General features: G+C 49.9%; 17 protein-coding genes. 11 read left to right on the top strand and 6 right to left on the bottom strand.

Annotation, left to right across the window (positions count from 1 at the left end; all coding sequences use genetic code 11):
• Positions 1 to 258: 258 nt before the first annotated feature.
• From ABD028_RS14750 to ABD028_RS14730, 5 genes are all read right to left on the bottom strand, one after another.
• Complete coding sequence (locus tag ABD028_RS14750) at positions 259 to 3,432, bottom strand: TonB-dependent receptor domain-containing protein (RefSeq protein WP_343845904.1); 3,174 nt, start codon at positions 3,430 to 3,432, stop codon at positions 259 to 261.
• A 300-nt stretch (positions 3,433 to 3,732) separates the two neighbouring features.
• Positions 3,733 to 4,317 carry a division/outer membrane stress-associated lipid-binding lipoprotein gene (gene dolP, locus ABD028_RS14745; protein WP_343845902.1) on the bottom strand — a complete coding sequence of 195 codons (585 nt, stop codon included), beginning with the start codon at positions 4,315 to 4,317 and terminating at the stop codon, positions 3,733 to 3,735.
• Positions 4,318 to 4,320: 3 nt separating this feature from the next.
• A complete protein-coding gene (locus ABD028_RS14740; RefSeq protein ID WP_102797197.1) occupies positions 4,321 to 4,914 on the bottom strand; it encodes a phosphoheptose isomerase in 594 nt (197 codons plus the stop codon).
• The gene (locus tag ABD028_RS14735) at positions 4,911 to 5,270 is read right to left on the bottom strand and encodes a YraN family protein (RefSeq protein ID WP_343845900.1); all 360 of its coding nucleotides are present in this window, start codon (positions 5,268 to 5,270) and stop codon (positions 4,911 to 4,913) included. The genes ABD028_RS14740 and ABD028_RS14735 overlap by 4 nt, the downstream gene beginning before the upstream one ends.
• Positions 5,257 to 7,044 carry a penicillin-binding protein activator gene (locus ABD028_RS14730; RefSeq protein ID WP_343845898.1) on the bottom strand — a complete coding sequence of 596 codons (1,788 nt, stop codon included), beginning with the start codon at positions 7,042 to 7,044 and terminating at the stop codon, positions 5,257 to 5,259. The genes ABD028_RS14735 and ABD028_RS14730 overlap by 14 nt, the downstream gene beginning before the upstream one ends.
• A 111-nt stretch (positions 7,045 to 7,155) precedes the next feature.
• Here ABD028_RS14730 and rsmI point away from each other — a divergent pair, with 111 nt between their 5' ends.
• Positions 7,156 to 8,007 (top strand): 16S rRNA (cytidine(1402)-2'-O)-methyltransferase, encoded by an 852-nt coding sequence (gene rsmI / locus ABD028_RS14725; RefSeq protein WP_343845896.1) that lies wholly within the window; start codon positions 7,156 to 7,158, stop codon positions 8,005 to 8,007.
• Between the two features lie 42 nt (positions 8,008 to 8,049).
• On the opposite strand, the gene ABD028_RS14720 is transcribed toward rsmI, so the two are convergent.
• Complete coding sequence (locus ABD028_RS14720) at positions 8,050 to 9,417, bottom strand: MATE family efflux transporter (protein ID WP_343845894.1); 1,368 nt, start codon at positions 9,415 to 9,417, stop codon at positions 8,050 to 8,052.
• A gap of 79 nt (positions 9,418 to 9,496) precedes the next feature.
• Between ABD028_RS14720 and ABD028_RS14715 the strand changes: the two genes are divergently transcribed.
• From ABD028_RS14715 to ABD028_RS14670, 10 genes are all read left to right on the top strand, one after another.
• Positions 9,497 to 10,645 carry an AGE family epimerase/isomerase gene (locus ABD028_RS14715; protein ID WP_343845892.1) on the top strand — a complete coding sequence of 383 codons (1,149 nt, stop codon included), beginning with the start codon at positions 9,497 to 9,499 and terminating at the stop codon, positions 10,643 to 10,645.
• Positions 10,646 to 10,935: 290 nt separating this feature from the next.
• Positions 10,936 to 12,495 (top strand): AbgT family transporter, encoded by a 1,560-nt coding sequence (locus ABD028_RS14710; protein WP_343845911.1) that lies wholly within the window; start codon positions 10,936 to 10,938, stop codon positions 12,493 to 12,495.
• A gap of 22 nt (positions 12,496 to 12,517) precedes the next feature.
• Entirely contained in the window at positions 12,518 to 13,582 is a 1,065-nt protein-coding gene (gene hemH / locus ABD028_RS14705) for a ferrochelatase (RefSeq protein WP_343845890.1), read from the top strand.
• Positions 13,583 to 13,657: 75 nt separating this feature from the next.
• Entirely contained in the window at positions 13,658 to 14,401 is a 744-nt protein-coding gene (locus ABD028_RS14700; RefSeq protein ID WP_343845889.1) for a substrate-binding periplasmic protein, read from the top strand.
• A gap of 77 nt (positions 14,402 to 14,478) precedes the next feature.
• Positions 14,479 to 14,943, top strand: coding sequence for a flagellar biosynthesis anti-sigma factor FlgM (locus ABD028_RS14695; protein WP_343845887.1), 465 nt, complete (start codon positions 14,479 to 14,481; stop codon positions 14,941 to 14,943).
• A 213-nt stretch (positions 14,944 to 15,156) separates the two neighbouring features.
• Positions 15,157 to 16,353 (top strand): methyl-accepting chemotaxis protein, encoded by a 1,197-nt coding sequence (locus tag ABD028_RS14690; protein ID WP_425542116.1) that lies wholly within the window; start codon positions 15,157 to 15,159, stop codon positions 16,351 to 16,353.
• A 9-nt stretch (positions 16,354 to 16,362) separates the two neighbouring features.
• Positions 16,363 to 16,731 (top strand): response regulator, encoded by a 369-nt coding sequence (locus tag ABD028_RS14685; protein ID WP_102797187.1) that lies wholly within the window; start codon positions 16,363 to 16,365, stop codon positions 16,729 to 16,731.
• An 8-nt stretch (positions 16,732 to 16,739) separates the two neighbouring features.
• Positions 16,740 to 17,078 carry an STAS domain-containing protein gene (locus ABD028_RS14680; protein ID WP_102797186.1) on the top strand — a complete coding sequence of 113 codons (339 nt, stop codon included), beginning with the start codon at positions 16,740 to 16,742 and terminating at the stop codon, positions 17,076 to 17,078.
• Entirely contained in the window at positions 17,065 to 19,218 is a 2,154-nt protein-coding gene (locus ABD028_RS14675; protein ID WP_343845886.1) for a chemotaxis protein CheA, read from the top strand. The genes ABD028_RS14680 and ABD028_RS14675 overlap by 14 nt, the downstream gene beginning before the upstream one ends.
• The gene (locus tag ABD028_RS14670) at positions 19,211 to 19,717 is read left to right on the top strand and encodes a chemotaxis protein CheW (RefSeq protein ID WP_102797184.1); all 507 of its coding nucleotides are present in this window, start codon (positions 19,211 to 19,213) and stop codon (positions 19,715 to 19,717) included. Before ABD028_RS14675 ends, ABD028_RS14670 begins: the two co-directional genes overlap by 8 nt.
• Positions 19,718 to 19,724 lie beyond the last annotated feature (7 nt).

Genomic DNA, 19,724 nt, shown 5'->3' with positions numbered 1-19,724 from the left:
ACCATTTTTACTGGTAGCTCTGAGCACAGCCAGGCGTTTACCGTCGGGTGAGACACTGGCCTGTTGGATGGCTGGTAACGCGGCAAAGGCGTCTACCTGGGGGCTGGTTTGTGTCTGTGCATTGGCCATTGTTGACAAGGCCATCAACAGAGCGGGTAGCAGATGTTTCATTAACAATCCTCTTCCATCACAATCTGAAATAAAAGGCACCTGAGTATTGCTACAAAGGTGCCTGGCTTTTAAGGATTTAAAGACGTTTTAGAAGTCGACGCCAAAGTTGAGGTAGGCTGTTCTGCCAAATACGTCATAACCGATACCCAGAGGGATATTGCGGTTAGAGAACACACCAGCATCATCGGCTTTGGGCGGAGCATCGTTAAACACGTTGCGGATCCCGAAAGTCACGCTGTAGTTGTCCTGAGACCAATTCAGCGCAATGTCGTGAGTATAGTAATCTTCTGTATACCATACCGGGCGGCACTGAATTTCCAGGCCATCGCAAGGTGGGGTGGTGCTGTCATTGGCGAACTCGCCCGGATCGTCCAATTCACCTTTGCCGATAAAGCGAGTGATCCAGCTCAGACGGAAATCGTCATAGCCCAGCGAAAGTCTGGCACTGGCACGCCATTCCGGGTAAGCCGGTTCGCCGGCATTGTCGTCAACACTGCCCAGAATATCGCTGATCTGCTCTTTCATGTTGGTAGCCAGCATGTCGAGCGTGACTTCCAACGTTTTACCATCAACTACAAACTCCTGGTTGTAGTAAATGTTGTAGTCAATACCTTTGGAGGTATACAGACCGGCGTTTAGGAAGCTGGTATCCAGCAATTGGATACGGCCACTGCTATCACGAGTCACACGACTACAGAAACCACTGCTGCCATCCGGGATCTCGGCATTGTCGTAGCATTGATCCACAACGTATTGATTACTTGGCTCGACAATAGCATCGGTTATCTCGATGTGGTACCAGGACGCCGATAACGTTAAATCAAAGTCTTCGGAGAACGGCTGTTCGAAAACAAAACCATAGGTTTTTGCTGTAGAGTTCTCTTCCTTCAGCTCTTCAGAGCCGCCAGTGACAATTTCTGTATTGACGTTGCTGGTAAAACTTGTTCCGGTCAGACCCAACCCCAAAGAGGTTGGGTCAGCACCATTGGCTCTACAGGAATCCAGTATCCGTTGTTGACGGGTTTCTTCAGCAGGATCGTAGGTCGACGGCAGGTTGGGATCCAAAGGCTCAACACGTGCAGCTTCCGGCACTACGCAGGGGTCGGTAATGTTGTTAAAGCCTGTAGTACCATTCAGGAAACGCTCACGCAGGTTGGGCGCACGATAAGACGTGCCTTTGGTACCACGAATGGTAAACCATTCAACCGGACGATACACCATCTTCAGGCTGTAGGTTGTTGCCGGGTCGTAGTAACTTTCATCGGTCCAGCGTCCAGAGGCAGTCAACGTTAACTCCTCTGCCCACTCTTCTCCTCTCAACAACGGGAAGTCAAATTCGGTAAATACTTCGCGCATATTGCGTGAGCCGTCTGCCCCTTTGTCGACGAAGTAGTTATACATATACCCTTCAGAAGCGATGTCATTGGGGTTGGATTCAATCTCATCTTTACGGAATTCCGCACCCAGTACCATGGGAACAACTTCGTCATTCCAGGGCAGAGTGAACAGGTCACCAGTGACAAACCCACTGATAATGCTCTGTTTGACCTTGGTTTCCATATAACGTTCGGTAAACAGATAAGCTTCTTCCTCAGCAGTGAAATGGCCACCACCTAACTGGAACATATTGTCAGCAAAAACATTAACAGGAACGCAACCGTCAGTGCCATCACCGCAACTGTAGCTGCCATCAGCATTTTGTACGGTTGTATTGAGTGACAACTGTAGTCTTCTGTCATCTAAACCATTTCTTCTGTCTTCGCCTTTTGAAGCACTGTAACCAACATAGAGTTCATACGCCCAGTTTCCCTGAGCGAAGTCGTCAAGTGCGCCAATGTTACCCATTATTCCTGTTGTCAGGCGGTATTGAGACACCTCTGCCTCAAAGCGATCGCGATCACCTCTTATGCCGTAAAGAATGGGACGGGTTGCCACACCTCCACGGTCAATATCAAGAGATGCCTCACAGTTTGGCGCGCTTGTACCACAAGGGTTAAATGGGTTGCTGGCTGGTACCCAAGGGAAGAAAGAACTACCGGTACTGAAAAAGGTGGATTTTCTTGTCGCGTATAGCCCCTCAAAGAACACAGTGGTGTCGTCATCATCACCGAAGTTGTGTTCGCCATTAACCATGACGGAATAGCGTTTCAGCGGGTTGATAAAGTCCTCAGAGTTGGCGTAATCAGAACGGGCGTATGAGTAGAAGGGGTCCTGGAATGAAAAGTCCTGCAGCCCATCACCATCACCATCCACTATGGCAGAATCGGGAATTCCATCACCATTGCCATCAACGGCAACCCAGTCAGGGAACAGGCCAGCATATTGAAAGGGCACGCCTGACTCTGAAAAATTCGGAATACCGACATTGGTTTTGTTTGGAGTGTAATACAAACTGCCCCAGAAATTTTGAGCTTGTATGCGGTTGGTTAAAGGGAAGATATCACAGCTGTCTACAGGTCGAGAGGACGGTGCAACACTGCGATACTGTCCTAATTTATTGCCATTTTCGTCCTCATAATACAATTCAACACAGTTAGGGTTGAAAGGGTTTTGTGCGACGGACTGTGCTCTTTGGTTGTTATATTCTGCGCCTATGGTGATGAAGCCATTGTCAGTGGTTTGCCCCCACATAACAGAAAGTATTTCTTCTTCACCACCACCAGCTTGCGGATTTGAGTAAGAGCCCTCAATTTCAAAGCCCTCAACATCTTTTCGCAATAAGATGTTGGCTACACCGGCAATGGCATCAGAACCGTATACGGTGGAGGCACCATCAAACAGGTTTTCGACCCGATCAATCATGACACCTGGAATCAGGTTTAAATCGGCTGCGACCGGCGCTCCACCAACCCCAGCAGGGGCAATGCGTCTACCGTTTAGCAGCACTAACGTGCGTTCTGGCCCTAACCCACGAAAGCCAACGGTGGAGGCACCTGGACCGTTATCTAATACGAAACCGCCAAAACTGTTATCAATTTGCAGGCCACCTGCTTGAGTGGTTGTTTGAAGCATGTCTTCAGCGTTAAACATACCCATTTCTCTGGATATTTCTCCGCTAACAACCTGAACCGGTGAAGCGCTGGAAAATTCAGCCTTGCGTATGCGTGAGCCGGTAACTGCTACTTTCTCAACGACTTCTTCTTCGAGGAGTGAATCGTCCTGCTGTTGTGCTTCCTGAGCAAGTGCAGCCTGAGCAATGCTAACCGAACCTAATAGGAGTGAATATTGAATCGCCCTGGCGATTCTATTTTTTTTAAGCATGTTGTTTCCCTTTTATATCTGAATCTCAGAATCCGTAAAATCCGGTTCAGACTTTTATATTTAGAGTGTTGTCAGCGCCATGACTTATTAGTTAAACAAGCAGGTCGCATAATTAAAGTTTTATTACGGGAAGATAGTAATTGCAACAATTTGTGTCATATGTTGCGATGAATGCCTAAAGTTGTCACAAAGTGGCGGTATGTATATGAAATGTTGCAAAAAATGCGATAGAGAAATGTGGCACTTATGGGTAAGTGCCAAGAGGTGGAAATATTTTTTTACATTGGCAGATAAATTTCTTTATAAGTATTCAAACGCTTTTATAACTTTCACAACACCATCAATGTTTCTGACGATATCCACGGCGATGTTAGCTTCTTGATTGCTTACCAGTCCCATCAGGAAGACTTCTGAATCTTCTACCACCACATTAATGTGTAAGCCGTCGACCCGTTTGTCAGCCAGTAGATTGGATTTCACTTTGGTCGCCAGCCAAACGTCGTGAGTACGCACGGACGCCGGGGTGGGTGGACCTAAGCGGAGTTGGTTGTGCAGGCGGTTTACATGTGGCAGGCTTTCAGCCAATTGCTGTGCTTCACGCTTTAATTGCTCGTCTGGCACCTGACCGACCAGCAGGGTCACACCATTAAAGACTTGCACATTGATATGCGCCAGTTCTTTTATCTGTTGGTGGCTGCTGAGCTTGCTGCTGATACGTGACTCCAGGGTGGCATCGTCCAACTGAGTGCCGACAGTGCGCCTGTCATGGGCCACCGAAGCAGCGCCTACGCCTGCGCCGACAATAACAGCCGCACAGCCCGATAACTGACTGGCGCCTAACACAAGACCCAGTAACAACATGGAGGAAGAGAAGCGCTTAGTCATGGTTTATTCTCCGCTATGATCTGGAAACAAACAGTCGTCAATGGCGCAACACAGGGAATGAATCACCAATAAATGCACTTCCTGAATGCGCGGTGTTTTATTTGATGGTACCCGGATTTCTACATCATTGGGGCCCAGCAAGCCAGCCATCTCGCCACCGTCTTTACCGGTGAGGGCGATAATGGTCATATCACGATTCAGTGCCGCTTCCATTGCCATAATGACATTGCGCGAATTACCACTGGTGGAGATGGCCAGTAAAATATCACCACTTTGCCCCAGTGCCCGCACTTGTTTGGAAAAGATTTCATCGTAGCTATAGTCGTTGGCCACCGAAGTGATGGTGGCGCTGTCACAGGTCAGGGCAAGCGCCGGCAGGCTGGGTCTGTCTCTGTCGTAACGATTTAGCAGTTGTGAAGCAAAATGCTGGGCGTCACCGGCCGAGCCACCATTGCCGCAGCATAGGATCTTATTGCCGGCAATTAATGCCTGTACCATCATGTAGGTGGCCCGTTCAATCACGTCAGGGAGCATTTCGATGGCGGCAATTTTAGTTTGAATGCTTTCAGTGAAGTTGGCTTTAATACTTTCAATCATAGGTACTTAATCCATTGGATTTGCTGCCCGTCAATGGCGACCAGATCGATGCGGTGCGGCACGATGGCGGGGTTGAGTCTGTTAGCTTGCATATAATGTTGCAGGGCGGATTCGAATTTGTTTCTTTTGCGTTGGTCAAAATATTCACTGGCATTGCCGTGCGACGAACTTGAACGAAATTTCACTTCAACAAACACCCATTCTTGCTGGTCACGCATGATCAGATCAATCTCACCCGATTTGCAGCGATAGTTGGTTTGCACTAACGCCAGACCTTGCGCCGTCAGATAGCGGCAGGCCTTTTGTTCGGCGGCCTGACCACGCAGCCCGGAAAGTCTTTGCTTAATCCATTGCAAGGCGGATAACCTTCTCCTGCTCCACTCGTCCCAACGGCAGGCTGCGGCGAAGTTGGTTAAATTCGTCCATGCTGAGGCTTCCCGTCAGCCCTGACCTGGTCATATGTGGCACGCTGGCCATCTGCGCCAGATTCGGTAACAAGTTATAAGCGTCATATCCCATTGCGAACAGTCTGCTCTGGCCATCATTACGCTGAGGCCAAAGTTGTCGGCTGAGTTCTCTCAGTTGATTGTTTTCATCGCTTAACATCCAGGGCATATCAACAAATGTCAGATGCCGCAGGTCACGTAAGCTGTTACTGCCCAGTTCCTGGCTAAAGCTGCGCGAGGAAGCATATACCGGCACCATTTGCGCAAAAGGGCTGATACTGGATTCAATAATAGGATTCAGTAATTCAGTCTGTGCTGCGCTGGCAAATACCACAATGACGTCGACGTCCCTACGGTTGCGGGCGAAGGCGTGCACTTCCTGTTTAACTAATTTTTCTACTGTGCCGATACGTTGTTTACTGTGATTGACATCCAGCAAGCTCTCCATTGCAGCGCGCATGGATTTATTGTCGGTAAAACTGACTTGTCTGGGTTCGGGTTGATTCAGAGCCTGCCACTTGGTCGTAAAGCTGCTGGTCATGCGCTCGAATACAGGGCGGTCTGCGTTTACCACTAAGGGTGTTTTATAGCCTTTCTGGGCAAGGATACTGGCTAGTTGCTCTGCTTCGTCTTCTGGTGCCAGGGAATAAAAATAGCGATTTTGCTGGCTTGACGGTTGATCCAGACGATTTAAAGCCAATATCGGCAGTTGTGCTGGCAGTTGCGGCAGGAACGCATCCAGATTTTCTTTGAGCAGAGGGCCAACTATAAAATCATACTGCAAATCCAGTGTGGCAAGGCTCTGATTGTCCAATGTCAGCGAATCAATAAAGTGCAATTCCGGCCGGGCACTTTGTGCCCCGGTAAAATAGGCTGCCAATATGCCATCCTTTAGTGCCTCGCCTTGATTGGCCAGGCGGCCAGACAAGGGCAGAATGATACCGATGCGCTTTGGCAAACCCGTTGACAGTGCTAACAATGGATGCAACTCTTCCGGCAGTTCCAGGCCATAACGGTTTTGCCAGTCCATTAATTGTGTGGCCAGGCTTTCCCCGCTTTGCGTTCTGCTGATACCTGCCAGTTGCACCCAGGGATGCAAGGCTGTTTGCCTGGAAGCGCTGGTTCGAAGCACATCATCCGGTGTTTGCTGAATGAATTTCCAGATAGTTTTGTTCAATGCCTGTTGTCGATCCGGTTGCAGACTAGCCAAATCAGCCAGGTGCCCGGCGGCTGCATAATGCTCACCCAAATGCTCAGCCAGCTCTGCCGCCAGCTCAAGTCGTTTGGGGAGTATATGCAGATTTTGGCTAACCTGCTGAAGACTGGACCTGGCCAGTGACCAATGCCCTAAGTCGGTTAAGCAACGGGCTTGTAAAAAGTGGCCTTGATCCAGCAGGCCCTGCTCCTGCAGGGCAGGCAGCAAAGGCTTGAGCACTTTAAGCGCACTGGTGCAGTCCTGTTCCTGTCTGAACGCCTGGGCAGCATTCAGCAGCAGGCTCTTCTGTTTATCGCCGACAGAGAGTCTTGCTTGTTGCAGATATTGCTGCGCATTTAAGATTATTGGCGCCTGTTGCGGCTGCGGACGGATGCTGGTGGAGTCAGTGCGGCTCACTTTGGGCGCTGAACTGCAGGCGCTCAAGGCGATGACAGCAATAGCATATATGAGGGTTCTCATCCTGGACATCAGCATTCCTGCGCTTGGGGTTGGCGTTTCCCGGCAATTCTACCTCAGCTTTGCGGCAATTCACATGTATGCAAGGTAGAATAGCGCGATTCAAACTTTAATGAGCGAACTATGCAACAATCATCCATGCACAGCGGCTGTCTTTATATTGTCGCGACCCCCATTGGTAATTTGGAGGATATTAGTCAGCGTGCTTTAAGGGTGCTGGGGGAAGTGGACCTGATTGCTGCAGAAGATACCCGCCATAGTCGTACTTTGCTGAACCACTATCAGATTCAAACCCGATTGTTGTCGCTGCATGATCACAATGAAAAACAGCGTGCTGAGCAACTTTTAGAACGTCTGCAACAGGGACAGAGCCTAGCATTAATCAGTGATGCAGGCACACCGCTGATCAGCGATCCTGGTTATGCACTGGTTAGTTTGTGCCGCAGTGCCGGCTTTAAAGTGGTGCCACTGCCAGGACCTTGCGCAGCCATTGCGGCCTTGTGTGCAGCAGGTTTGCCCACCGACCGCTTTAGCTTTGAAGGTTTTTTGCCGGTTAAGCAGGTTGCGCGCAGGACGAGCTTGGCCAATCTGGCAGATGCCAGGGCGACCACGGTTTTTTATGAAGCGCCACGCAGAATAGAAGAAACCCTGGCCATGTTGGTGGATGAACTCGGTGCGGAGCGTCAGGTAGTGCTGGCCAAGGAATTGACCAAAACTTTCGAAACCTTTTATGGCGGGCGCAGTGAAGATGTGCTGAGCTGGCTCCGTGAAGATCCCGTACATCAGAAAGGTGAATTTGTGCTGATGATCGCTCCTGCCTCTGACAACAACAGTGAAATACCGGCAGAGGCCATCGCATTGCTGAAATTACTTATGGCCGAGCTGCCATTAAAAAAAGCCGCAGCTTTGACCGCCAGTCACTATCAGCTTAAGAAAAACGAGTTGTATCAACTGGGTTTGTCGTTTGCTGATTAGCCCTAAGTTGAACATCAAACATGGGCTCAATAGCGTTGGCTTTTAATTCTGCTTACCTTGTATTCGGGTTTCTCTGGCGTGTACATGGGAATGATGCCAGTGTTGCTGGCGCCAGCGGCGGTAAAACAGAACTGCGCGACCCGATTCGTCCACCACGGCAGAGATCAACAGGCCAATCAGGCCCAAATCCATCACAAAAGCCAGCAGATAGGCCAGCGGCAGTGCCACCAACCAGGTAAACAGCAACCCCACCGCCGAGATATACCAACCGTCGCCGGTCGCCCGCAAGTTCAGGCCGGTCATAATATTAACCGTACGCCCGGGCTCAGATAACGCTGCCAGCAGAAACCACCAGAATGCTCCGGCCAGCAGCAGCTCATCCTGGGTGTAAAGACGCATAATGGGATGGTGCAAAGTCACCAGTAAAGCGGCGGTTAACCCGGTTCCCCATAAGGCAATACGCAGGCTGCGGCGTAATTGTTGATCGGCTTGGTCCAGTTCACCTGCACCGACTTTCTGCGTAACCAGAATTTGTGTGGCGGTGGTCAGGGCCACCGAGATTATCAGGCCAAGCATAAAGGTATTGAACGTATAAACCTTGGCAGCCAGTGCCAGTGCCCCCAGTTTGGCTGCCATACTGTTAAGCACCACCATATTGATATCAAAAGATAAGGGCTCAATGGCACTGGGAGCGGCAATACGCACCAGGTTCTGACTGACATTGGCGACATTCTGTTTGAGCTGCAGGATGCTGACCCTTAGAGGCACATTAACAGTAATGGCCGCTACACTGACTAACACGCCCAGGCTGGATGCAATGACACTGGCCCAGGCCACGCCACTTATTCCGTAATCGGCTATACCAAATAACTGGAAGACCACAATGGCGTTACCGGCCAGGTTGGCCACAAAGTACACCAGATTGGCGAGCAGATTCCAGCCTGGCAGGCCATGCATATTGAGAATGGAATGACAGACACCTTTAACTGCCCAGATGACAATCAGGGCAAAGGCCACCTGTAAGTATTCTCTGGCATTCAGGCCGATATCGCCACTTAGCCCCATTATCGAGGTAATCCAAGGGGCACTGAAATACAGTAACAGGGCAATCAAAATACCCAACTGCACTGACCAGAAGGCATAAATCCAGATTGTCGCTTTAGCTTTATCCAGCTTGCCTGCGCCCAGGCGCTGATTGGCAATACTGGCGCCGGCAAATACCGTCACCCAGATAATATTGCCACATAAGAACAGCACCGGCGCCAGCGCCCCTGCTGCAGACGCGGCGGCATCGCTGATAATAGCCAGGAATAAAGTGTCCATAAGGGGCACGCAAAACTGCAATGTCTGCTCCAGTAAGAGTGGCTTGCTTAAGCCCCATAACCCCTGTTGTTGTGCTCTGGTGTTCAATGTTCGCTTCCAAAAGCGGTTGCAACCTGGCAGTTGTTCAATATTATCTGCCCATTGCCAATGCCGGATGTATTAAGCCATGACAGTATCAGCACCACTTATACAAGCAACGGAAAAGTTTGCCCACTGGATGCAAACGTATGCATTGCCGTTGTGGCAACAACAAGGCATTGAATCCAGCTCTGGGGCCAGTACCGAATGCATGAATGCACTAGGCAAGGCCGAGTTTGCACAGGATAGGCGCACCCGGGTGCAGGCCAGACAAATGTTTACCTATGCGGTGGCTTATGAACTGGGCTGGTGTGCCCAGGGGCAGGGGATAGTGACGGCAATACAGCATTATCTGGATAACCATGCCACCCATCCGCAATACCCCGGTGCCTATGTATTTAAACTGGATGCGGCCCATCAGGTGGTGGACAACAGTCTGGACACCTATGACTGTGCTTTTTTTCTACTGGCCTGGTCCTATCAGTTTCGAGCCTTTGGCGATACTTGTGCCAAACTGCGTGCCGAGCGTTTGCTGGCACTGCTGGACAGCACATTCAAGACCACAACAGGCGGATGGTTGGAAGGCAGCCTGGGGGGGACGCGTCGGCAGAACCCGCATATGCATCTGTTTGAAGCGCTGTTGGCCTGGTACGAAGCCAGCGGTGAGGCAAAATGGCTGGCCAGAGCAGCAGAGATTTTCAGCTTATTTGAGCTTAAGTTCTTTTCGCACCAACACGGTGTGCTTTATGAATATTTTCACCAGGATTTAAGCCCTCTCAGCTTTGCGCAAGGGCAGGCTGTTGAACCAGGGCACCATATGGAATGGGTATGGTTACTGCGCCGTTATCAGATGTTTAGTGATGCACCGGTGAGCGCATACTGCGACACTTTATACCAACGGGGAATACAGTTTGGTCAGGACTGCAATGGTCTGTTATTTGACGAAGTGAATCATCTTGGACAGGTAACGAAGGCCTCAAAACGCCTGTGGACGGTAACTGAGCTGATTAAGGCGCATTTGGCTGAGGCCAGAATGGGCCGGCCAGGGGCTGAGCTGGCAGCGGCAAAGGCCATCAATGCGTTGTTTGAGCATCATCTCAACTGCCCTGTGCCGGGACTGTATATCGAGCGTCTCGACGAACACAATCAGCCATTGGCTCAGTCTGCCCCCGCCACTTCAATGTATCATCTGATGATGGCCTGCGTTGAGGCATTCAGCTACTGCCAGAATAAATGAAACGTATGGAAATAAAGGTTTGGTGATTTTCTGACTGCAAGTCTGGTTATTTCTTCCGTATCACCTCTGTGGGGCTTGTTTTAAATAGATAGTTGTTCTGGGTGAATGTTTTAAGCTTGGGTAACATAACTGATTTTTAACTGCTAGTGGTGGAAAAATAAGGCTTTTACACTGAATTCTATTTTTATCCGGTTTTTTGTTAGACTAGGTCTTATTCACCTTCTAGACAGAAACCGCGAGGTCATCCTTTGCTAGCAGAAAATACTCAAAGCTCCACCAATAAAGAGCAGATGCAAAGCGGCTGGTTTAACCGCTTTCTTTCCACCGTTGAGTGGTTTGGCAACCTGTTGCCCCATCCCATCACGTTATTTGCCTGTTTTTCGCTGTTTATCATTTTGTTAAGTGGTCTACTTGGTTATCTGGATGTCAGTGTTGCTGATCCCAGACCGCTGGGGGCTGCAGGCCGCGAGCCGGACGGTATGATTGAAGTCATTTCGTTGTTAAGCGCTGATGGTCTACAGCGCATTGTGACCGGGCTTGTGACCAACTTTACCGGTTTTGCGCCGCTGGGCACGGTATTAGTGGCTTTGCTGGGTGTGGCTGTGGCCGAGCATTCGGGCTTGTTATCGGCGGCAATGCGTGGACTGGTGTTAAAAGCGCCCGCCCGACTGGTAACTTTTACCATGGTGTTTGCCGGTATCTTATCCAATACCGCATCTGAACTGGGCTATGTGGTATTGATCCCCATGGCGGCGATGATTTTCCATTCTTTAGGCCGTCACCCTCTGGCGGGATTGGCAGCGGCGTTTGCTGGTGTATCCGGCGGCTACAGTGCCAATTTGTTTCTGGGCACCATCGATCCCTTGCTGGCAGGTCTGACAACCGAAGCGGCGAGCATGATCGATCCAGACTATGTCGTCGGTCCGGAGGCCAATTACTTCTTTATGTTTGTCAGCGTGTTTATGATTGCCATTCTGGGCGCCGTCATTACCGAAAAAATTGTCGAGCCTCGTTTGGGCAAGTTTAATCAGGCTAATGCAGAAACGAACCTTGAGACCCCTAAGCTGCAAGCCCTGACCGCGCAGGAAAAACGTGGATTGCGCAATGCCGGATTGGCGTTATTGGCAGTATCCTTGGTGATTGGCATGACCCTGGTCCCCCAGTTAGGTGGCATTCTGCTCAACCCTGAAACCGGTGGTATTCTTAAGTCGCCATTTTTGCATGGCATAGTGGTGTTTATATTTGTTGGTTTTGCTATACCAGGGTTTGTCTATGGTAGAACTGTGGATAGCATGAAAAATGACAAAGACGTGATAAATGCCATGTCCAAAGGTATGAGTACCTTAGGGATGTATATTGTCCTGGTGTTTTTTGCCTCTCAATTCGTAGCCTTTTTCAACTGGACCAATCTTGGCACCGTGCTGGCGGTGAAAGGCGCAGCGCTGTTGACTGCTATGGGGTTGGATGGGCCAGAGGTCTTTGTGTTCTTTATTTTGATGTGTGCGATAGTGAACTTGTCGCTTGGCAGCTCGTCCGCGCAATGGGCGGTGACCGCCCCGATCTTTGTGCCCATGCTGATGTTGGTAGGATTTGCCCCGGAGGTGATTCAAGCCGCTTATCGCATTGGAGATTCAGTAACTAATCTGATCACCCCGATGATGAGTTATTTTGGGCTTATTCTGGCGGTGGCCAGTCGTTACCAGAGAAATCTGGGAATAGGTACCTTGGTTGCTACCATGTTGCCTTATTCCATGATCTTTTTTGTCGGCTGGACAGTATTGTTTTACCTTTGGGTGTTTTTGCTGGGTATGCCGGTAGGACCTGGGGCGCCAACCTATTACGCACCCTGAATGTAGCATTTGAGGAATCAGCATGCAGTATCGCAACAGCGAAAGCTTTAATCATAGCCAGCCTGACAAAATAGGGGTATTGGTGACCAATCTCGGTACCCCTGACGCGCCAACCAAGCAAGCGCTGAAACGTTATCTGAAGGAGTTTTTGTCAGATCCCAGAGTGGTGGAAGCCCCGCGCTGGCTATGGTGGCTGATTCTGAATCTGGTGATCCTCAACATTCGTCCGGCGCGCAGTGCTCATGCCTACCAAACGGTGTGGACAGAACGGGGTTCGCCGCTGATGTTTCACACCCAAGACCAGGTTAATGCATTACGACAGTCTTTAGCGGCTGAATGGGGGGAGTCGTTGGTTGTGGAATTTGCCATGCGTTATGGCAATCCATCCATCGATTCCACCATTAACCGGATGCTGGACCAGGGGGTTAGAAAGCTACTGGTTCTTCCCTTATATCCGCAATACTGTGCCTCCACGACGGCGTCGACATTTGATGCTGTCAGTGCTTGTCTGCAAAAACGCCGATGGATGCCTGAAGTGCGTTTTATTGGTCAGTATCATGATCAAGAGGCTTATATTCAGGCGTTAGCTGATTCCATTCAAACACATTGGCAAGCGCATGGGCGGGCAGAACGTTTGTTGTTTTCCTACCACGGCATTCCTCAACGCTATTTGGATAACGGTGACCCTTACCATTGTCAGTGCCTGAAAACGTCAAGATTGGTTGCTGAAAAACTAGGATTGGACAAGATCCATTACCTGAGTGCTTTTCAGTCCCGGTTTGGCCGGGAAGAGTGGCTTAAACCCTATACCGATGAAACACTCAAAGCCTTAGCGGGCGAAGGGGTCAAGTCAGTGCAAGTGGTATGTCCTGGCTTTTCTGCCGATTGCCTGGAAACCATAGAAGAAATTGGGGTTGAAAACCGCGACTATTTTCTTGAGGCGGGCGGTGAGCGTTACGAATACATCCCTGCATTGAATGCCAGTACAGAACATATTCAGGCCCTGACCAATGTCATCAGACAAAATTTGCAGGGCTGGCGGTTGAGCGATCAACAGGATCGCACAAAGTTAGCGGAACAGCATTAAAGTCACGACGGTAGTACAGTGAAGAGAATCTGTGCTACTGTTTTGTGAGCCTCCGCCATCCTTTACAGTGGACGTATGAAGTGTGCATGGACTTTTCTCTTCCTTCTCAGCGGCCAGCTTTGGGCCACCCCCACGCTTGTTATCTACACACAGGATCTTGAACCTTATCATTTTATTCAGGATGGCCGCCCTGGCGGGATGAATTATCAGTTAATCAGCCAGGCTCTTGATGATGAAGGCATCCAGTACCGGATGGAAAAAATCAATTGGGCCAGAGCGGTTGTACTGGTGAATAAAACACCGAATACGGCGCTGTTAACTCTGCCGCGCAATATTCACCGAGAGAATCAGTTTAAGTGGGTGGGGCCTTTGGTTTCATCCCAGCCCTATTTTTACCGTCTCAGACAACGACAGGACATTGATGTTCGAACCCTCAATGATGCCATCAAGCTAAGAATTGCGGTGGTGCGAAATGGTGAATGGCATCAGCGTTTGCTGGCGTTAGGTATGCAGGAAGGAGAGTTACTCTACCCTGTTGCCCGTATCAGTGACACTTACAGTATGGTGTTTATGGAGCGGGTTGAATTGATACCGGGGTCGGATTTAACCATGCCCTACATGGCCAGGGATGCGGGCTATGATGCTGAGCAACTGGAGCCTGCTATGGCCTTACCAAGGCGATCGACCGGTAATCATCTTGCTTTGAATCCCGACGCCAGTGATGAGCTGGTGGAAAGACTGAACAAGCGGGTGGAATTGCTCAAAGCCGAAGGGCTAATTCAACAACTTAAACGCCAGTACGCCCTGTTGGTGGATTAAATATTGCCAGTTTCGCCTGGCATTCATCTTGCTGTGCATAGTCTGATTCTCAGCTAATCAGCCAGGCAGGACGCAAGATGCACATTAATACCAGTAATCAACCCCTTCCTATATCCTCTTCTGCTGGGGCCCAGGGGCAGACAACTGCCAGCGGGCGGCAAACAGACACCGCAGCACTGGATCCGCAGCAAGATCAGGTTTCCCTCAGTGATAAATCCAAACAACAGCGTTTTATGGATGACCTGATGGACGCTATGCTGGCCAATCGACTTGGTTTGGACAGAGAAAAAATTGAAGAACTAAAGGAAAAGATTGAGCAATTGGAAAGTGCAATCGAGTCGATGAAAAATAAAGGCAGTCTCAGCCCCAAACAGCAGGAATCCCTGAATATGATGGAAGAAGAGCTAAAGGCGCTGAAAGACAAACTGGAAGAATTAATCCGCGAAGCGGCGGAGCGCGCGGCTAAGGAAGAAAGCCAAAACAAGGCTCAGGATCCGCGACTTACGCGTTACAAAGATATTCTTAACCTTACCAACATATAGTCTGGACGCTTTGATAAGCAACCGCATAAATTGAACTTTGCAGTTTCCATATCCAGGTCTACGCTTAAAACTCCTTAGGATTCAACACCTAAGTGGAGCAGTTTTAAGGCAGTTTGCGGTGCTGGCGTGGCTGATCTTATTGGTACCAGTTGGAAGGAGTCTGTATGCCTGATGCGCATGTTCTCACCAGACAATCAAATAACGGGAGATACCATGCTTGATATTCATTCAGGCAACAACAGGCTGTTGCTGGTCGGCACTGTCGTGCTGGCTTTTCTCCCCCCGGTCATTTGTCTTTGGTTAAGCGGTGCATCTTGGGCCCTGATGCTCAGTGGTACTTTGCTGGGCATGGCAGGCTTGCTGGCTTTTTGGTATTTATCTGCTGTGACAGTTGCAAAAGATCCATTTGTTGAGGAGCTGCCGATGCAAAATCCGGCAGAGTCAGAGCGCCAACTGTTGGCTAACTACCAGCAGACCCTGCTGGAATTGTTGCCCCTGTGGACCAGTCTGCAGGACCTGGTGAATCAGCAGGTGGAAAGCAATATCAATGATTTGGTGCAACGCTTCAGCCATATTCATGAACAGTTGCAAGTCTCGGTACAGACCTCCAGAAAGACCGCATCCGGTATGCAGGGCCAGCAAGGCCTGAGTCAGGTGATAGAGGAGGCGGACACTGAACTTGGCCAAATAGTGCACATACTGCAGCAAGCCATGGCCAATCGTCGTGAACTGCTAAAGGAAATCACCGAACTTGCTGCCATTACCGATGAGCTTAAAGCGATGGGGGCAGAGGTCGCCGGTATTGCTTCACAAACGAATTTGCTGGCCCTGAATGCCGCTATAGAGGCTGCCAGAGCAGGAGAGCAGGGGCGAGGTTTTGCTGTAGTAGCGGATGAGGTGAGAACCTTGTCAACCCGTTCTGGTGAGACGGGGGCTCGGATCACCCAGCGAATTGACCAGGCCAATGAAACGCTGCAGAAAACCCTTTCCCGCACCACTAAGTTCGCAGAGCAAGACGAACAGCAAATGGCTGATGCACAGGCCAGTATAGGTAATGTCTTGTCCAGCTTTAAGGAATCAGGCCAGGGAATAATTGAGTCGGCCAAAGTGCTGGAAGATGAAAGTCATCAGATACAAAAAGATGTCGGTGACGTACTGGTGGGGTTGCAGTTTCAGGACAGAATCAGCCAGATCCTCGGGCATATCAAAGACGATATGCACAAGTTACAGCATACACTTGATCAGCATCAGCACTTGCTACAAACCGGTGAGCTGGCCCCACCCATAGATATTCAGGCCTGGTTGAATGCACTAAGCAGCACTTATACCACGATGGAACAGGCGGCTGTTCATCGCGGGGGGAAGAGCAAAGGCAAACCGCAGGATAATTCAGACGTCACTTTTTTTTAAGGAGCAGTTGTGGGCAAAACGATATTGATAGTCGATGACTCTGTCAGCATTCGCCAGGTGGTAGGTATTGCGTTAAAAAGTGCTGGCTTTGACGTCATTGAAGCAGTGGATGGACAGGATGCACTGGCTAAGCTGAGCGGGCAGAAAATTAATTTAGTCATTTCAGATGTGAATATGCCAAACATGGACGGGATTACCTTTGTCAGCGAGCTAAAGAAACTGCCAGCTTACCGCTTTACTCCTGTCATTATGCTGACAACCGAAGGTGCCGATGACAAAAAGGCCGCGGGTAAAGCCGCCGGTGCCAAGGCCTGGGTAGTGAAACCCTTTAAGGCTGAGCAAATGCTGGATGCAGTGAATAAACTTATTCTGCCCTGAGCGTTGTTATGGCGATTAATCTGTTTAACAAGGCGGACTTCACCGTTGTTGAGTGCGACGGTGAGCTGAGTATTTTCAATGTGCGTGAGGCCTTTTTGCAACTAAGCGAGCTGGCCGAACAGCCTCCCGAAAAGCTGATTCTGGATCTCTCCAGCCTGCTGGAATTTGATTCGGCCGGAATGCAGTTGTGTTGGTGGCTGAAAAGCCGTATGCCAGAGCATACTGAGTTTGTTCTGAGCATGGCCGACAATGATGTGGTGCAAAAGGTTTTTGCCCTTTATCAACTGGATGCTGACTTTCAGCCGCTGGCGGACAACCCTCAGGAGCCAGTCAATGGACATGCATGAAGCTCAACAGCTGTTCATCAATGAAGCAGAAGAACTGCTGGACGTGATGGAATCCTGTCTGCTCGAGGTTGAGGCCGGTGATGCCACAATAGACGCACATATCGATGCCATATTTCGTGCTGCTCACACCATTAAAGGATCAGCAGGACTGTTTGGCTTTGATGCCATCGTGGCCTTTACGCACAGCGTTGAAAGTGTTTTAGAGCAAGTTCGCGCAGACAAGCTGGAGTTTACCCCAGCCCTGGCCGAGCTGCTGCTGGATTGTCATCGTCATATGGTGCAGATGATCCAGTCCATTGCTGACCCTGAGTTGGCCTCAGACAAAAACCAGGGCACTAAACTACTGGCTGCTTTGGATGTGTACTTGCACCCACCCAAGTCAGATGAACCACTGACAGACACTAGCCAGGCCCCAATTCCTGATGACAGCGGGCATTGGTCTATACACATAGACTACGGACGGGAGGTTTTTCGCGACGGCATGGATCCCTGCTCGCAATTAAAATTTCTGCAAACGCTCGGGCAGGTAGATGACGTCAGGGTCACGGCGGATTTTTCAGATGGCGAGTTTGATCCCGAGTGCTGTTATTTGCGTCTACAAATGGCGCTGATTAGCAGTGCCGATAAGCAGCAAATAGAGGAAGTGTTTGAATTTATTCAGGATAGCAGCAAAGTCACGATCAGCGCCCCCAAGGCCTTGGTGAACAAGGTGCAGGCCTGTGCCGAGGATGATGCTCGCTTAGGTGAAACGCTGGTCAACAGTGGGGCACTGACCAAACGTGAGCTTGAAATGGCACTGGCTGAGCAGCGTCGGGCCTTGCAGGAAAACCGGCAAGCCGAGGCATTGGGCAATATGCTGATTAAACAGGGGGCGGTGGATAAGAGCCTGGTGAGCGCAGCCCTGAGTAAACAGAAGAATCAGGAACACAAGCGCCCGATTGACCTGCAGTTTCTTAAGGTTGATGCCAGAAAACTGGATAATCTGATTGGTCTAATTGGTGAGTTAGTGACGGCCGGTGCTGCCAATGAGCTACTTATCGGCCAGTTGGCCCATGAAAAACTGCAGGAGTCCTTTGCCGGCATGACCCTGCTGGTTGAGCAAATCCGCGATGCGGCCCTTGGCCTGCGTATGGTGCAGATAGGTGAATCATTCGGCCGCCTGAAGCGAATTGTGCGCGATGTTAGTAAGGAACTGGGCAAAGATATTAACCTGGAGGTACTGGGAGCTGAAACCGAACTGGACAAGTCAATGGTGGAAAAGCTTTCCGACCCGCTTATGCACATTGTTCGTAACGCCATTGATCATGGTATCGAACCCCAGGACGTGCGTATTTACAAAGGCAAACCGTCACAAGGGCAGTTGTGTCTGAATGCTTATCATGAAGCTGGTGCTGTGGTGATTGAAATCACAGACGATGGGGCCGGACTGGATCCTGACAGGATCCGCGCCAAAGCCATTGAAAACGGTATTTTGGATGCAGACAAGCAGCTCAGCAAGGAAGACATCTATAAACTGATATTTGAACCAGGCTTTTCGACCGCGTCAGCCATAACGAATTTATCCGGCCGCGGTGTCGGCATGGATGTGGTGAAGCGCAATATTGAGGAACTGCGTGGCCAGATCAGCATAGCCAGTGACATTAATCAGGGCACAAGGTTTCGCATTCGTTTACCGCTCACCCTGGCCATTATTGATGGCTTTGAAGTCACGGTAGGTGATGCCCATCTGGTGATCCCGGTCAATATGATTCAGGAGTGCCTGGCTTTTGATGCCGAAGCACTGGCAGTAGAGCGCGACTACCTGAATTTACGGGGCGAAGTCCTGCCCTTTGTGCGGGTGCGGGATATTCTGAAAATTCCGGGGCAGCGTTTGCAGCGCGAACATGTGGTGGTGGTGCAGTTTGGTGAGAATCGCGCCGGTTTGGTTGTGGAGACATTGCTAGGGGAACTGCAGGCGGTAATTAAACCGTTAAACAAGATGTTTCGTGCCATTCGTGGCATAGGTGGGTCTACTGTGATGGGCAGTGGAGACATCGGCTTTATTCTTGATGTGCCGCAGTTAATTGAATTCACCATGCATAAAGAAAGCCGCCAATGCGCGCCCGCGTCAGACAAATCGGAGAAAGAAAAACATGAATGATGTTGTGTTGGATCCGTTGCATGCAAGCCAGCATCACCAGTATCTGACGTTTGTACTTCGCGATGAGTGTTTTGCTGTTGGTATTGAGGCGGTTAAGGAAATTATTGAATACAGTGGCGTGACCGCCATTCCATTGATGCCGGATTTTGTCAAAGGGGTACTGAATCTGCGTGGTGAAGTGGTACCCGTGATCGATCTATCCCTGCGCTTTGGTAAAAGCGTGACACAGATTCAAAAACGCAGTTGCATCATCATTTTGGAAATTCCTTTTGAGCAGCATCATGTTGTGCTTGGCGTGGTGGTGGATGCGGTGAACGAAGTGCTGGACATTGAGCCGCACCAAATCGAAGCACCACCGACCTTTGGAGCCAAGATTCGTGCTCAGTTTATTAAGGGCGTAGCCAATATTGATGAACAATTTGTGATCTTGTTACATGCAGAGAAAGTGCTGTCGGTGGAAGAAATGGCCTCCATCATCGAAAACGTCATTGAACAATAAAAAGTGG

Source organism: Bowmanella denitrificans (assembly GCF_039522935.1).
GTDB classification, from domain to species: Bacteria; Pseudomonadota; Gammaproteobacteria; order Enterobacterales; family Alteromonadaceae; genus Bowmanella; species Bowmanella denitrificans.
Note: the sequence above shows the minus strand (reverse complement) of the source record. Positions and strands in the feature narration are given on the sequence as shown.